The sequence below is a fragment of the Roseibium sediminicola genome (assembly GCF_023156505.1).
Classification (GTDB): Bacteria; Pseudomonadota; Alphaproteobacteria; order Rhizobiales; family Stappiaceae; genus Roseibium; species Roseibium sediminicola.
The window spans coordinates 33,909-47,610 of record NZ_JALNMJ010000012.1 but is presented as its reverse complement, the minus strand read 5'-3'; the positions used below and the strand labels follow the sequence as shown (position 1 = coordinate 47,610).

At 63.2% G+C, this 13,702-nt stretch carries 11 protein-coding genes; 9 read left to right on the top strand and 2 right to left on the bottom strand.

From position 1 onward, the window contains the following. Nucleotides 1-2: 2 nt before the first annotated feature. From M0H32_RS17055 to M0H32_RS17040, 4 genes are all read left to right on the top strand, one after another. Nucleotides 3-839: a 3-oxoadipate:acetyl-CoA acetyltransferase gene (locus tag M0H32_RS17055; protein ID WP_248156150.1), complete on the top strand. Its 837-nt coding sequence runs from the start codon at nt 3-5 to the stop codon at nt 837-839. Between the two features lie 54 nt (nt 840-893). After that, the gene (locus M0H32_RS17050) at nt 894-2,207 is read left to right on the top strand and encodes a lyase family protein (RefSeq protein WP_248156148.1); all 1,314 of its coding nucleotides are present in this window, start codon (nt 894-896) and stop codon (nt 2,205-2,207) included. Between the two features lie 73 nt (nt 2,208-2,280). After that, nucleotides 2,281-3,996, top strand: coding sequence for a thiamine pyrophosphate-requiring protein (locus M0H32_RS17045; protein WP_248156146.1), 1,716 nt, complete (start codon nt 2,281-2,283; stop codon nt 3,994-3,996). A 137-nt stretch (nt 3,997-4,133) separates the two neighbouring features. After that, the gene (locus M0H32_RS17040) at nt 4,134-5,006 is read left to right on the top strand and encodes a bifunctional allantoicase/(S)-ureidoglycine aminohydrolase (protein ID WP_425607332.1); all 873 of its coding nucleotides are present in this window, start codon (nt 4,134-4,136) and stop codon (nt 5,004-5,006) included. Nucleotides 5,007-5,209: 203 nt separating this feature from the next. Here the strand turns inward: M0H32_RS17040 and bhcR are convergent, their stop codons facing one another. After that, on the bottom strand, nt 5,210-6,070 hold the full coding sequence (bhcR, locus tag M0H32_RS17035; protein WP_248156143.1) for an HTH-type transcriptional regulator BhcR: 861 nt from the start codon (nt 6,068-6,070) through the stop codon (nt 5,210-5,212). Between the two features lie 171 nt (nt 6,071-6,241). Between bhcR and bhcA the strand changes: the two genes are divergently transcribed. From bhcA to M0H32_RS17010, 5 genes are all read left to right on the top strand, one after another. Next, complete coding sequence (bhcA, locus tag M0H32_RS17030) at nt 6,242-7,432, top strand: L-aspartate--glyoxylate aminotransferase BhcA (protein WP_248156142.1); 1,191 nt, start codon at nt 6,242-6,244, stop codon at nt 7,430-7,432. Further along, the gene (gene bhcB, locus M0H32_RS17025) at nt 7,429-8,421 is read left to right on the top strand and encodes a beta-hydroxyaspartate dehydratase BhcB (RefSeq protein WP_248156141.1); all 993 of its coding nucleotides are present in this window, start codon (nt 7,429-7,431) and stop codon (nt 8,419-8,421) included. The genes bhcA and bhcB overlap by 4 nt, the downstream gene beginning before the upstream one ends. Nucleotides 8,422-8,520: 99 nt before the next feature. Then, nucleotides 8,521-9,684 (top strand): 3-hydroxy-D-aspartate aldolase BhcC, encoded by a 1,164-nt coding sequence (bhcC, locus tag M0H32_RS17020; RefSeq protein ID WP_248156140.1) that lies wholly within the window; start codon nt 8,521-8,523, stop codon nt 9,682-9,684. Between the two features lie 301 nt (nt 9,685-9,985). Next, on the top strand, nt 9,986-10,951 hold the full coding sequence (gene bhcD, locus M0H32_RS17015) for an iminosuccinate reductase BhcD (protein WP_248156139.1): 966 nt from the start codon (nt 9,986-9,988) through the stop codon (nt 10,949-10,951). A 14-nt stretch (nt 10,952-10,965) separates the two neighbouring features. Further along, nucleotides 10,966-11,949 carry a type I glyceraldehyde-3-phosphate dehydrogenase gene (locus M0H32_RS17010; RefSeq protein WP_248156137.1) on the top strand — a complete coding sequence of 328 codons (984 nt, stop codon included), beginning with the start codon at nt 10,966-10,968 and terminating at the stop codon, nt 11,947-11,949. 263 nt (nt 11,950-12,212) lie between these two features. On the opposite strand, the gene M0H32_RS17005 is transcribed toward M0H32_RS17010, so the two are convergent. Continuing rightward, the gene (locus M0H32_RS17005) at nt 12,213-13,652 is read right to left on the bottom strand and encodes a uracil-xanthine permease family protein (protein ID WP_248156135.1); all 1,440 of its coding nucleotides are present in this window, start codon (nt 13,650-13,652) and stop codon (nt 12,213-12,215) included. Nucleotides 13,653-13,702: the final 50 nt, after the last annotated feature.

Here is a 13,702-nt window from a genome sequence, read left to right as displayed (position 1 = left end):
CCATGAGCAAACCCTGCATCATCTGTGTTGCGATCACCGGGTCGCTGCCGAAGAAGGAAAACAATCCGGCTGTGCCGATCACGGTTGCCGAGCAGGTGGAAAGCACACAGGCAGCCTTCGAGGCCGGCGCCACCATCGTGCATGCCCATGTGCGCAACGATGACGAAACGCCGTCTTCCGACCCGGAGAAGTTCGCGCGGCTGAAGGAAGGCCTGGAAAAACACTGCCCGGGCATGATCATCCAGTTCTCGACCGGTGGCCGCTCCGGTGCCGGCCAGGCGCGCGGCGGCATGCTTCCGCTGGAGCCGGACATGGCCTCGCTGTCGGTCGGGTCGAACAATTTTCCCACAAGGGTCTATGAGAACCCGCCGGATCTGGTCGACTGGCTGGCGAGCGAAATGCGCGCCCATCACGTCAAGCCGGAGATCGAGGCGTTCGATCTCAGCCATATCCACCAGGCGGTGGCCATGAACAGAGACGGGCGCATTCCGGGCAAGCTCTATGTGCAGTTCGTCATGGGCGTCAAAAACGCCATGCCGGTCGACCGGGATGTCTTCGACTATTACATCAGAACCGTCGAACGGCTTGCTCCGGGCGCGGAATGGTGCGCGGCCGGGATCGGCCAGCATCAGCTGACCCTGAACGAGTGGTGCATTTCCTCCGGCGGCCACACCCGCACCGGCCTGGAAGACAATATCCGTCTGGACCGGGACACGCTGGCACCCAGCAATGCGGCGCTGGTGAAACGGGCGACTGACCTTTGCGAAAAATATGAGCGGCCGGTCGCGACCTGGCAGCAGGCGCGGGAGATCCTGAACCTGCCCCTGAAGGCCGCTTGACCCGCCACGCCTGATGGCTCTCAATGTGGAGCACCTACCAACCTGTTGAGAGCCATGCCCGTTTCCCTGTTTTCCAGTGCCCTTTATTCCGGTCTTTTCGCGGACGAGGAGCTTGTCCGTCTCCTGAGTGACGCCAGCGACGTCGCTCACATGGTTGCCTTCGAGCGGGCGCTTGCCGTTGTGCAGGGCCGGCTTGGTGTCATCCCGGCCGAGGCCGCCGAGGCGATTGCCGCAGGGCTTTCAGACATCACAATCGATCCGGCGGCTCTCGCGGCCGGAACGGTTTCGGCAGGCGTTCCGGTGCCGGCCCTGGTCGCCGAGCTGCGCAGGAGGGTCGGCGGTGAGGCCGGCAGCTGGCTGCATTGGGGCGCGACCAGCCAGGATGTCATCGACACTGCGATGGTCCTGCAGGTGAAAGTTGCCATCGGCCTCCTGGCGGCCCAGCTCGGCAAGCTGATCGACACGCTGCAACGGCAGAGCGAGCGCCATGCGGGCCGGCTGCTGGCCGGCCGCACACGCAGCCAGATCGCCACGCCGATCACGCTCGGTTACCGGATCGCGCAATGGGCCCATCCTCTGATCGACACGGAATTGGCTTTGCCGGAGCTGCGCCGGACCGCGCTGAAGATCCAGTTCGGCGGCGCGTCGGGGATCAACAGCGCGATTGCGCCGGACGGATCGCCCGTGTCGGCCGCGCTGGCGAAAGAACTCGATCTTCAGGACAGCCCGTCCTGGCATGTCAACCGGACCCCGGTCCTGGCCCTTGGCGCCTGGCTGCAGCAGCTCGGTGCCGGACTTGCCAAGATGGCCGGAGATCTGGTGCTGCTCGGGCGCTCGGAAATCAGCGAAGTGCGCAGCGGCTCTGGCGGCGGCTCCTCGACCATGCCGCAAAAGGCCAATCCGGTTCAGGCCGAAGCCATTCTGGCGCTGCAGCAGATTTCGATTGCGGCCCAGGCCGGCCTGGCGGCGGCGGCCTCACCGTTGGAAGAACGCGACGGCGCGCGCTGGCCGCTCGAATGGCAGTTCCTGCCGCAAATGCTGATCGCCACCGGTGCCATGCTCAATCATGGACTGGCGCTGGCCGAAACGCTTGAACCGAATGACGAAAAACTCGCCGCAACGCTTTCCGACAATCCGGAGCTGATGGCCGAGGCCGCAAGTTTCCTGCTGACAAAACATGGCGTTCCGCGCGGCGACGCCAAGGACCTTGTCGCAAAGGCCGCGGCGAGCTCCGAACCCTTTGCTGAGGCGCTGGCAAAGTCCACCGATCTCGGCATCGACTGGAAAATGGATCTTGATCCGGCTTCCGTCCTCGCACCCTCCAGGGAGATGGCGGCGCGGATCTTCGCAAAGCGGACCGCTACCTGAAGTTCCGCAAAGCAACGGGTTCGGGACTGCCCGGTAGGCGCAAGACAAACGAGCTCAACTCCGGGAGCACAACATGGCGGACAAGTTTGACAGCGGCACGATCACGGCGGGCGGTGCCGTCTTCGGCAAGCTCAAGGCGCTCGGTGTCGACTATGTCTTTGCCAATTCGGGCACGGATTTTCCGCCGATCATCGAAGGCCTGATCGAGGCAACCCAGACCGGGCTGGACCTGCCGGTACCGATCACCGTGCCGCACGAACACGTCGCCGTCGGCATGGCGCACGGCTTCTACCAGATTTCCGGCAAGATCCAGGCGGTGATGCTTCACACCAATGTAGGCCTCTCCAACGGCATCACCGGCGCGATCAACGCCTGGTGCGACCAGATCCCGATGCTGATGATGTCCGGACGCACGCCGGTGATGGAAAAGGGGCGGTTCGGCGCGCGCACCGTGCCCATCGGCTGGGGCCAGGAGATGTTCGACCAGACCGCGATGCTGCGCGAGGTCACCAAGTGGGACTATGAACTGCGCTTTCCCGAACAGATCGCCGATCTCTTCGACCGGGGCTGGGCGATTGCCAATTCCACGCCGAAAGGCCCGGTCTATATGAGCCTGCCGCGGGAGGTCCTGTGTGAGCAGACCCCACCGGACGGCCTGCAAACACCCTCGAAACAGGCACCCGTAACGGCGGCGGTGTCGCCAGCGGACCTCAAGACTGCCGCAGATCTTCTGACAGGGGCGTCAAACCCGCTGATCATCAGCCAGCGCGGCGCGGGCTCAGCGGAAGCCTTTGCCGCGCTTGGCGATTTCCTGACCGAATGGGCACTGCCGCTGTCGCATTATTGGGCCAACCAGCTTTCCGTGCCGATGTCGCACCCGATGCAGGTCGGCTCGGCGCCCGAGGCAATGCTCGCCGCGGCCGATGTGGTGCTGGTAATCAATTCCCTTGCCCCCTGGTGGCCGGACAAGGTCACGCTGCGCGACGATGTGAACGTGATCCAGCTCGGGCCGGACCCGCTGTTTTCGAGAACGCCGATCCGCAACTTCCAGGCAGACGTCACGCTGGCCGGGGAAACGGCGGAGACGCTGCTGGCGTTGATCGCGGAAATGCAAAAGCGGCCGCGCGACGAGGCCGCCCTGAAGGCACGCCGAGAGAAGATCGCGGACATTTCCACGGAAAGGCGCCGGAGCGTTGTTGCCTTCGCCGAACGCGGCAAGGGCAGTCCCATGAGCAAGGAGTGGGTCGCCCATTGCCTCGGCAAGGCGGTCAAGGGCCGCAAGGCAACGGTCTTTCACGAACTCGGCTGCCCGCTGGAGCCGCTCGATCTCGACCAGCCAAACAGCTATTTCCAGGAACCCCATTCCGGCGGCCTCGGCTGGGGCCTGCCCGCGGCCCTCGGCGCGCAGCTGGCCGATCCGGACCGGTTGGTCTTCGCCACGATCGGTGACGGCAGCTACATGTTCGCCAACCCGACCGCCTGCCACATGGTCGCCGAAGCCCATGAGCTGCCGGTGATCACGCTGGTGCTCAACAACGAGGAATGGGGCGCCGTGCGCCATTCGGTGGTCGGCACATACAAGGACGGCCTGGCCACAAAAGCCAATGACGTGCCGCTGACCTCGCTTCGGCCGAGCCCGGATTTCACCCGGACGGCCGAAGCCAGCCGGGCCTATACGGAAACGGTGACCGACGGCGAGGCCTTCCCGGCCGCCCTGGAGCGCGCCATCAAGGTGGCAACGGAAGAACGGCGCCAGGTGTTGCTGAACATTGCGATTGCGCGGGCGTGATTAACAGGGAGAAACAGGAAATCAAGGTGCGATTTTCTTGTTTTTCCGAAAAGAGCTCTTCGATGGGACTCCATGGCGCTTGGCTGAAAAGAGCGGCATAGTCAGGGGAAACATAATTTCTTCAAGAAAGGTTGCCCGTGCCCCATTCCTACTATGCACCCAAAGGCGGCCATCCGGGCCAGGAAACGCTTTTGACCGACCGCGCCGTCTTCACCGAGGCCTATGCGGTGATCCCGAAAGGCACGGTGCGGGACATCGTCACCAGCTTCCTGCCCTTCTGGGAGAAGACCCGGCTCTGGGTGCTGTCGCGGCCGCTGTCCGGTTTTGCCGAAACCTTCTCGCAATACATCATGGAAGTGCAGCCGGGCGGTGGTTCTGACCGGCCAGAGACCGATCCGATGGCGGAAGGCGTTCTGTTTGTCGTCGAGGGCGAGGCGTCGCTGACCGCGAATGGCGAGAGCCATGCCCTGCGCCCGGGCAGCTACGCCTTCCTGCCGCCGCAGACCGACTGGACCTTCCAGAACACAAGCAGCGAGCCGGTGCGCTTTCACTGGGTGCGCAAGGCCTATGAGCCGGTCGAGGGCCTCGATTGGCCAGAGCTGTTTGTCACCCATGAAGACGAGATCGCGCCACGGCCGATGCCGGGCACCGAGGGCAAATGGGCGACCACCCGCTTCGTCGATCCGGAAGACTTGCGCCACGACATGCATGTCAACATCGTTACCTTCCAGCCCGGCGCGGTCATTCCCTTCGCGGAGACCCATGTGATGGAACACGGTCTTTATGTGCTGGAAGGCAAGGCGGTCTACCGGCTCAACCAGGACTGGGTCGAGGTGGAGGCCGGCGACTACATGTGGCTGCGCGCTTTCTGCCCCCAGGCCTGTTATGCCGGCGGCCCCGGCCCGTTCCGCTACCTGCTCTACAAGGACGTCAACCGTCACATGAAGCTGCAGCCCGCCGGCCGGTTCGAGGCAGGCGCGCAATCGGCTTTCAAACGCGCGGCGGAGTGAACCCGACGGGTGCGCTTTTACCATTGATTTTCGTGACTTCGCACCAAACCACAGCGTCATCCTGAGGAGCCGCGGCAGCGGCGTCTCGAAGGATCCGCCGCTTGCTCCAGAGTGTGTGGCCCCTCCTTCGAGACGGACCTGACGGTCCTCCTCAGGATGACGTCTGTGGGTAGGGCGCGCCTGCAATGAGGGGATATGGAGAGTCAGGTTGGGTGTGGGACCTGTTGAGGCCCCGTCTCGCCCCCCAGTGCCGCCGTCAGGCTCGCCGCCGCCGCCTTCACCGCTCCCGCCAGCGCCTCGACCTTGTCCGGGCTGACCCGGCTGGTCGGGCCGGAGACCGACAGGCCGGCAACCGCCTCGCCGTAATGGTTGAAAACCGGAGCCGCGATGCAGCGCATGCCGAGGTTTTTTTCCTCGCCGTCGATGGAAAAGCCACGCGCGCGGATCAGGTCCAGATTCTCCTTCAAGGGAACCACCTCGCAGAGCGTGTGTTCGGTGAACCGTTGCCGGTCGGCCTTTGCCAGAATGCGGATGCACTGGTCCGGGTCCATGAAAGCAAGCAAAGCCTTGCCGATGCCGGACGCGTGCAGCGGGGACAGCGTGCCGGGCGGAAAGAAGGCCCGGATGCTCTCATGGGTTTCCACCTGACTGACAAACAGCACCTGGTCGCCCTGGGCGACACCGAGATTGGCGGTCTCGCCGGTCTGTTCCATCAGGGCGCGCAGGATCGGCCGCGCCCGTTCCACCAGGCTGGTCCGGCGCAGGAAACGCGCGCCGATGATGAAGGCGCCCGGGCCGATGTGCCAGAGCTGCTGCGCCTGGTCGAACTCGACCAGGCCGCGCGCTTCCAGCGTGAACAGGATCCGGTAGAGCGTTGCGGTGGATTCTCCCATCTGCTCGGAAAGCGCCGACAGCGAGACACCGGACTGGGTGCTCAAATGCTCGAACACGGCCATCGCACGATCGAGCGACTTGATGGTGTTCTGCTCGCTCTTGTCGTCCCAGGCACGCGGACGCCCGCGCGCCCTGCGGGAGGTCGAAGGATCGGATTTCGGGTCTGCCATGAGGCTCTCTTTTTGCTTTTTTGAAAAACGAATTCACCATATGAAAAATACAAGCTACTGACAAGTATGGATTTTTTGTCTTTTCGCAATTCTGAAAAAATATTTTAAAAAAATTGCGAGTCTCTGACCGTCTCCGGTACCGTTTCTTCAAATCCATAAGAGGAAACGGCCATGAGCTTCCAAAACCCTGTTTTCATTCCGGGCCCCACGAACATGCCGGAGCATCTGCGCCGGGCCTGCGACATGCCGACCCTGGACCACCGGTCTCCCCTGTTCGGCCAGATCCTGCAGCCGGCACTTGCGGGCGTCAAAAAGGTTCTGAAGTCAGAGACGGCACAGGTCTTCGTCTTCCCGTCCACCGGCACCGGCGGCTGGGAGACGACGATCACCAACTGCTTGAGCCCGGGCGACAGGATCCTGGCGGCGCGCAACGGCATGTTCAGCCACCGCTGGATCGACATGTGCCAGCGCCACGGCCTCAAGGTCGAGGTTGTCGAGGCGCCCTGGGGCACCGGCCTGCCGGCAGACCGCTATGAAGAGATCCTGGCGAAGGACACCGGCCACGAAATCAAGGCCGTCCTGGCGACCCACAACGAGACGGCCACCGGCGTCAAATCCGATATCGCAGCCGTCCGCCGTGCGCTGAACACCGCCAAACATCCGGCGCTGCTGTTCGTCGATGGCGTCAGCTCGATCGCCTCGATGGATTTCCGCATGGACGAGTGGGGCGTCGATGCCGCCGTCACCGGATCGCAGAAGGGTTTCATGCTGCCGCCGGGCCTTGCCATCGTTGCCCTGTCGCCGAAGGCCCAGGCCTCTGTCGAGACCGCGAAACTGCCGCGCAACTTCTTCGATGTCCGAGACATGATGAAGGCCTATGCCAACAACGCCTATCCCTATACGCCGGCCGTCGGCCTGCTGAACGGTCTGAAGCAAAGCTGCGACATGCTGCTCGCCGAGGGGCTGGAGAATGTCTTTGCCCGTCACCACCGCATCGCCGAGGGTGTCCGTGCCGCCGTCCGTGCCTGGGGCCTGGAGCTCTGTGCTGAAACGCCGGATGTTTATTCGGACAGCGTCAGCGCGATCCGCACCCCCGAGGGTTTCAACGCCACCGACATCGTCACCCATGCAGCCGGGAAATACGGTGTCGCGTTCGGCGTTGGCCTCGGGGAGGTTGCGGGCAAGGTCTTCCGCATCGGCCATCTGGGCAGCCTGACCGATGTCATGACCCTGTCGGGTCTCGCCACCGCCGAAATGGTCATGGCAGACCTGGGCCTTCCCATCCAGCTCGGCTCCGGCGTGGCCGCCGCACAGGATTATTACCGCAGCGAAACCGCCCTCTCTGCAAAGGAAGCCGCATGAAAACCGACGCCCTGACCCAGGATATCCCGACGCTCGAGGACATGCTGGTCGCCCATGAGCGCATCAAGCCGTACATTCACCGCACGCCGGTGCTGACCTCCTCGTTTCTCAACGAACTGACCGGCGCGCAGCTGTTCTTCAAATGCGAGAATTTCCAGAAGGCAGGCGCCTTCAAGGTGCGCGGCGCGTCCAACGCGGTCTTTGGCCTGGATGAAGAAACCGCCAAGGCCGGCGTCGCGACGCACTCTTCCGGCAACCATGCGCTGAGCCTGTCCTATGCGGCCGGCCGCCGGGGCATTCCCTGCCATGTGGTCATGCCGAAGACGGCGCCGCAGGCCAAGAAAGACGCCGTGCGTGGTTACGGCGGCATCATCACCGAATGCGAACCGTCGACCTCCAGCCGCGAGGCGGTCTTTGCCGAAGTCGAAGCCCGCACCGGCGCGGAATTCGTGCATCCCTACAACGATCCGCGCGTCATTGCCGGCCAAGGCACCTGCTCGAAAGAGCTGATGGAACAGACTGACGGTCTCGATGCGGTGATTGCGCCGATCGGTGGCGGCGGCATGGTTTCCGGCACTTGCCTGACGCTTTCGAACCTGGCGCCCGAGGTCAAGATCTACGCTGCCGAGCCGGAACAGGCCGATGATGCCGCGCGCAGTTTCCGCGCCGGACATATCATCGCCGACGACGCGCCGAATACCGTGGCGGATGGTCTGAAGGTACCGCTGAAAGAGCTGACCTGGCACTTCGTCTCCAACCACGTCACCGACATCCTGACCGCCTCGGAACAGGAAATCGTCGATGCCATGCGCCTGATCTGGGCACGGCTCAAGATTGTGATGGAGCCGTCCTCGGCCGTGCCGCTCGCAACCATCCTGAAGAACAGGGACGTCTTCGCGGGCAAACGCGTCGGCGTGATCATCACCGGCGGCAATGTCGATCTCGGTAAATTGCCCTGGAGCATCCTGCGCTCGGATGAGCGCAGCTAAGATGCTCCAACATTTGAGAAATCGATCAACTTTCAGATTTCGGGCAAAGCCCGAAGTCTGGTTGATCTTGAATGTCTGAATTTCTTGGAGAACAACAAAATGAACGCACAAACCGGATTTGAAAAACTCGAAGTCGGCTATGACATTCCCGCGCTGCCGGGCATGGACGAGGCCGATATCCAGACCCCCTGCCTGGTGCTCGACCTCGACGCACTGGAGCGCAACATCAAGAAGATGGGCGACTACGCCAAGGCCCACGGCATGCGCCACCGGGTGCACGGCAAGATGCACAAGTCCGTCGATGTCGCCAAACTCCAAGAGCGTCTCGGCGGCGCCGTCGGCGTCTGCTGCCAGAAGGTCTCGGAAGCCGAGGTGTTCGCTCGCGGCGGCATCAAGGACATACTTGTCTCCAACCAGGTGCGCGACCCGAAGAAAATCGACCGGCTGGCGCAGCTGCCCAAATTCGGCGCCCGCACCATCGTCTGCGTCGACGACCTTGCCAATGTTGCCGACCTGTCGGCGGCTGCCGTCAAGCACGGCACCGAACTGGAAGTCTTCATCGAGATCGATTGCGGCGCCGGCCGCTGCGGTGTCACCACCAGCGAGGCCGTTGTCGAGATCGCCCAGGCGGTCGACAAGGCCGAAAACCTGAAATTCACCGGCATCCAGGCCTACCAGGGCGCCATGCAGCACCTGGACAGCTATGAAGCCCGTAAGGACAAGCTCGACATCGCCATTGCCATGGTCAAGGACGCGGTCGAGGCGCTGACAGCAGCCGGCCTCAAGCCGGAACTCGTCTCCGGCGGCGGCACCGGCTCCTACTATTTCGAGTCCAATTCCGGCGTCTACAACGAGCTGCAATGCGGCTCCTACGCCTTCATGGACGCCGATTACGGCCGGATCCTCGATCAGAACGGCAACCGCATCGACCAGGGCGAGTGGGAGAACGCGTTCTTCATCCTGACCCAGGTGATGAGCCACGCCAAGGCGGACAAGGCGATCTGCGACGCTGGCCTGAAAGCCCAGTCCGTCGACAGTGGCCTGCCGTTCATCTACGGCCGTGACGATGTCGAATATGTCAAATGCTCCGACGAACACGGCGTCATTGCCGACCCGAATGGCGTGCTGAAAGTCGGCGAGAAACTGAAGCTGGTTCCGGGTCACTGCGACCCGACCGCCAATGTCCACGACTGGTATGTCGGGGTTCGCAACGGCAAGGTCGAGACGGTCTGGCCGGTCTCCGCTCGCGGCAAGGCTTACTGAGACACAGCTCCCTGCTGTTCGTCATTGCCGGGCTTGACCCGGCAATCCATGCCGTGACTTCTCCACTCGGATCTCTTTCGAGCAGATGGGAAACGGCATGGATGCCATGGTCAAGCCATGGCATGACGACGGTAGGGCTGTGTCACACCGATTTACTCCCACGTCATCCTGAGGAGGGCCGAAGGCCCGTCTCGAAGGATCGGCAGCGCGCTCTGATAACGTGGCCCATCCTTCGAGACAGCGCCAAGGCGCTTCCTCAGGATGACGGCTGTGTTTGTGGCTTAATTCCCTGGAGACCCAAATGATCATCGTTCCTGAAAAGGAAATCGCCGGCCTGATCGGCCGCAAGGACGCTTTTGAGGCGGTCGAGAATGTATTTGCCGCCATGGCGAGCGGCGCGGCCTATAATTTCCCGGTCATTCGCGAGGCCATCGGCCATGCCGACGCGCTTTACGGCTTCAAGTCCGGTTTCGACCGGTCGTCCCTCTCCCTCGGGCTGAAATCCGGCGGTTACTGGCCGGGCAACATGGCAAAAGGCCTGACCAACCACCAGTCGACCGTGTTCCTGTTCGATGCCGATACCGGCCAGGCGAAGGCCGTTGTCGGCGGCAATCTGTTGACCGCCCTGCGCACCGCTGCCGCCTCCGCCGTTTCAATCAAGCACCTGGCACGTAAAGACGCCAAGGTGCTCGGCATGATCGGCGCCGGGCATCAGTCGGCCTTCCAGATGCGCGCCGCTGTGGAGCAGCGCGACTTCGACAAGGTGATTGGCTGGAACCTGCACCCGGAAATGCTGGTGCGCCTGGAAGAGACGGCGAACGAGCTCGGCCTGCCGTATGAATCCGTCGATCTCGACCGGCTCGGCGCGGAGGCCGATGTGATCATCTCGATCACGTCCAGCTTTGAGCCGATCCTGAAGGCAGCCCAGGTGACCCCGGGCACGCATGTCGCCTGCATGGGCACGGACACAAAAGGCAAACAGGAGGTCGAAACGGCGCTGGTTGGCCAGGCGAAGCTCTTCACCGACGAGATTGCCCAGTCCGCCACCATCGGTGAATGCCAGCATGCGGTCGCCGCCGGAATTGTCTCTGAGGACAATATAATTGAGATCGGCGCCGTCATTAATGCTACCCATCCTGGACGGACCTCGGACGAGGACATCACCCTCTTCGACGGAACGGGCGTCGGCCTTCAGGATCTCGCGGTGGCATCGGCCGCTGTCGAACTGGCAATTCAAAAGGGCGTCGCGATCAACGTGGATTTCTAGACGGACCGTAGAGAATGCGGATTGTGATCAACGGGTTCGGCCGGATCGGCCGGACCGTCCTGCGTCAGGTGCTCAGCCTTCCCGAAAAAGACGCCATCGAAGTGGTGCGGATCAACGACATCGCCTCGCTGGAGACCTGCGCCTATCTGTTCAAATATGACAGCGTCTTCGGCCCCTGGCCGGGCGAGGTCTCGGCCGGCAACGGCACGCTGACCATCGACGGCCGCGAAATCGTCTTTTCCGCCGAGGCCGATCTGTCGGTGCTGGATCTTGCCGGGGTCGACGTCGTCATGGAATGCACCGGCAAGGCCGACACGCGCGAGATCGCCGAACGGGGCCTGATGGGCGGCGCGACAAATGTCCTGATCTCCGGTCCGTCCGAGGGCGCCGATATCACCCTGGTGCTCGGCGCCAACGAGCACGAGATGGACGGCCACCGGATCGTCTCCAACGGCTCCTGTACCACCAATGCGCTTGCTCCCCTTCTGCGCGGTCTCGACGATGCCATCGGCGTCAAGAGCGGGCACATGACCACCATCCACTGCTACACCGGCAGCCAGCCGATGGTCGATGCGCCGCGCGGGCCGCTGGAGCGCAGCCGCGCCGGCGGCGTTTCCATGGTGCCGACCACCACCAGCGCGACCAAACTTGTCGGCGTCGTGCTGCCGCAGCTCGCCGGCAAGGTCAGCGGCGCTGCGGTGCGTGTGCCGTCGATCAGCGTCTCCGCCGTTGACCTGACGGTGACCCTGGCCCAGCCCGTCGAGGCGCCGTTCAACGATCGCCTGCTCGAGATCTTCTCCGGCAATCCGGTGATCGGCTTCATCAACGACCATGTCGTCTCCACCGACATGCGCGCCCGCCCGGAATCCCTCGTCATCCACCTGCCCGAAACCCTGGAGGCCAATGCGCATCAGGTGCGCATTTTCGGCTGGTACGACAATGAATGGGGCTTCTCGGCCCGTATGATCGACATGGCAAGGCTGATGGCGGCGCGGTAGGGCACCAAACGCTCTTCCCCCTCCGCCATCATTCCGGACAAGTGCAGCAACGCTGCGCACAGATCCGGAATCCAGCGCGTCAGCGTGAGCAAAGCGAACACCAAACAAAAATGGCCCGCGCTTGCAGCGCGAAATATATCTGGGTTCCGGATCGGCGCTCGGCTACGCCTCACTTGTCCGGAATGACGGTTGAGAGGAGGAGGAGGGAACCAACAAAAAGGGCCGCTCGCGCGGCCCTTTCGTCTGTCTGTCGGATGAAGTCCTTACGCCGTTTTTTCCTCGTGCGGCAGGGAGCCGTGACCGTGGCCGGCCATGCCGCCGGAGACTTCCTCGGTGGATTCGTCCGTCAGCTCTTCCGGCAGGATCAGATTGAGCACGATCGCAATCGCGGCGGCCGGCAACAGGCCACTGGTCAGCAGGATGCGGGCCGTGTCACCCATGTGCTGCAGCGCGCCCGGTTCCAGCTGCAGGCCGAGGCCGATGGAGAGCGAGATGGCGAAGATCACCATGTTGCGCCGGTTCCAGTTGACATCCGACAGCATGGAAATGCCGGCAGCGACCACCATGCCGAACATCACGATGACGCCGCCTCCGAGCACCTCGATCGGCACCGTGCGGATGACCGCGCCAACCTTCGGAATCAGGCCGCAGACGATCAGGAAAATCGCGCCGATGGTGACGACGTGGCGGCTCATGACGCCGGTCATGGCGATCAGGCCGACATTCTGGCTGAAGGACGTGTTCGGGAAGCCGCCGAAGAACCCGGCAACGGCCGTGCCGAGGCCGTCGGCATAGGTCGCGCCGGCGATTTCCTTGTCGGTGGCCTCGCGCCCGGCACCGCCCTTGGTGATGCCGGAGACGTCACCGACAGTTTCAACCGCCGACACGATGGCCATCAAACAGAACCCGATGACGGCGGCGAGCGAGAACTCGAAGCCATATTTGAACGGCTGCGGCAGGGCGAAAACGGCGGCCTTGTCCCAAGACCCGGCAATCGCACCGAAGGTCAGCATGCCGGTTGCGAGCGCAAAGATGTAACCGGCGATCAGGCCAAGCAGGACGGCTGAGACCGACATCATGCCACGGGCGAAGAATTTCAGCCCGAGGGTCACCACAATCACCACCAGGGCGGCGGTCCAGTTCAGGAGCGAGCCGTATTCTGGTGTACCAATGGCCGGAACGCCGCCGGCGGCATATTGAATGCCGACCTTGACCAGCGCCAGACCGATCATGGTGACCACCAGACCGGTGACAAGCGGCGGCAGGGCGAAGCGGATCTTGCCGATGAAGAGGCCCAGGCAGGCATGGAACATGCCGCCGATGATCACGCCGCCAAAGAGCGCGGCGAGGCCGTCGACACCCTTGCCGGCGACCAGCGGAATCATGATCGGCAGGAAGGCGAAGGACGTGCCCTGGACAATCGGCAGGGCGGCGCCGACCGGGCCGAGCGTCAGCGTCTGCAGCAAAGTTGCCACGCCGGCAAACACCATCGACATCTGGATGAGATACAGAAGCTCTGGAAAGTCGGGCGAATTGGAGCCGAAACCGAAGCCGGCGGCGCCGGCCACGATGATGGCCGGGGTCACGTTGGAGACGAACATCGCCAGAACGTGCTGGATGCCCAGGGGGATCGCCTTCATCAAAGGCGGTGTGTAGTTGGGATCGCGGAGCTGCTCCGGCGATCCGATCGATGCGTTAGACATGTCTGCTCCTCTGAAGGTCAAGGGACGTCTCCGCCTCGTTCCGCGGGCAG

Bases quoted from the DNA above. Each gene is read 5' to 3' on its own strand.
- M0H32_RS17055 (WP_248156150.1), top strand. From the start codon at position 3: ATGAGCAAACCCTGCATCATCTGTGTTGCGATCACCGGGTCGCTGCCG.
- M0H32_RS17050 (WP_248156148.1), top strand. From the start codon at position 894: ATGCCCGTTTCCCTGTTTTCCAGTGCCCTTTATTCCGGTCTTTTCGCG.
- M0H32_RS17045 (WP_248156146.1), top strand. From the start codon at position 2,281: ATGGCGGACAAGTTTGACAGCGGCACGATCACGGCGGGCGGTGCCGTC.
- bhcR (WP_248156143.1), bottom strand. From the start codon at position 6,070: ATGGCAGACCCGAAATCCGATCCTTCGACCTCCCGCAGGGCGCGCGGG.
- bhcA (WP_248156142.1), top strand. From the start codon at position 6,242: ATGAGCTTCCAAAACCCTGTTTTCATTCCGGGCCCCACGAACATGCCG.
- bhcB (WP_248156141.1), top strand. From the start codon at position 7,429: ATGAAAACCGACGCCCTGACCCAGGATATCCCGACGCTCGAGGACATG.
- bhcC (WP_248156140.1), top strand. From the start codon at position 8,521: ATGAACGCACAAACCGGATTTGAAAAACTCGAAGTCGGCTATGACATT.
- bhcD (WP_248156139.1), top strand. From the start codon at position 9,986: ATGATCATCGTTCCTGAAAAGGAAATCGCCGGCCTGATCGGCCGCAAG.
- M0H32_RS17010 (WP_248156137.1), top strand. From the start codon at position 10,966: ATGCGGATTGTGATCAACGGGTTCGGCCGGATCGGCCGGACCGTCCTG.
- M0H32_RS17005 (WP_248156135.1), bottom strand. From the start codon at position 13,652: ATGTCTAACGCATCGATCGGATCGCCGGAGCAGCTCCGCGATCCCAAC.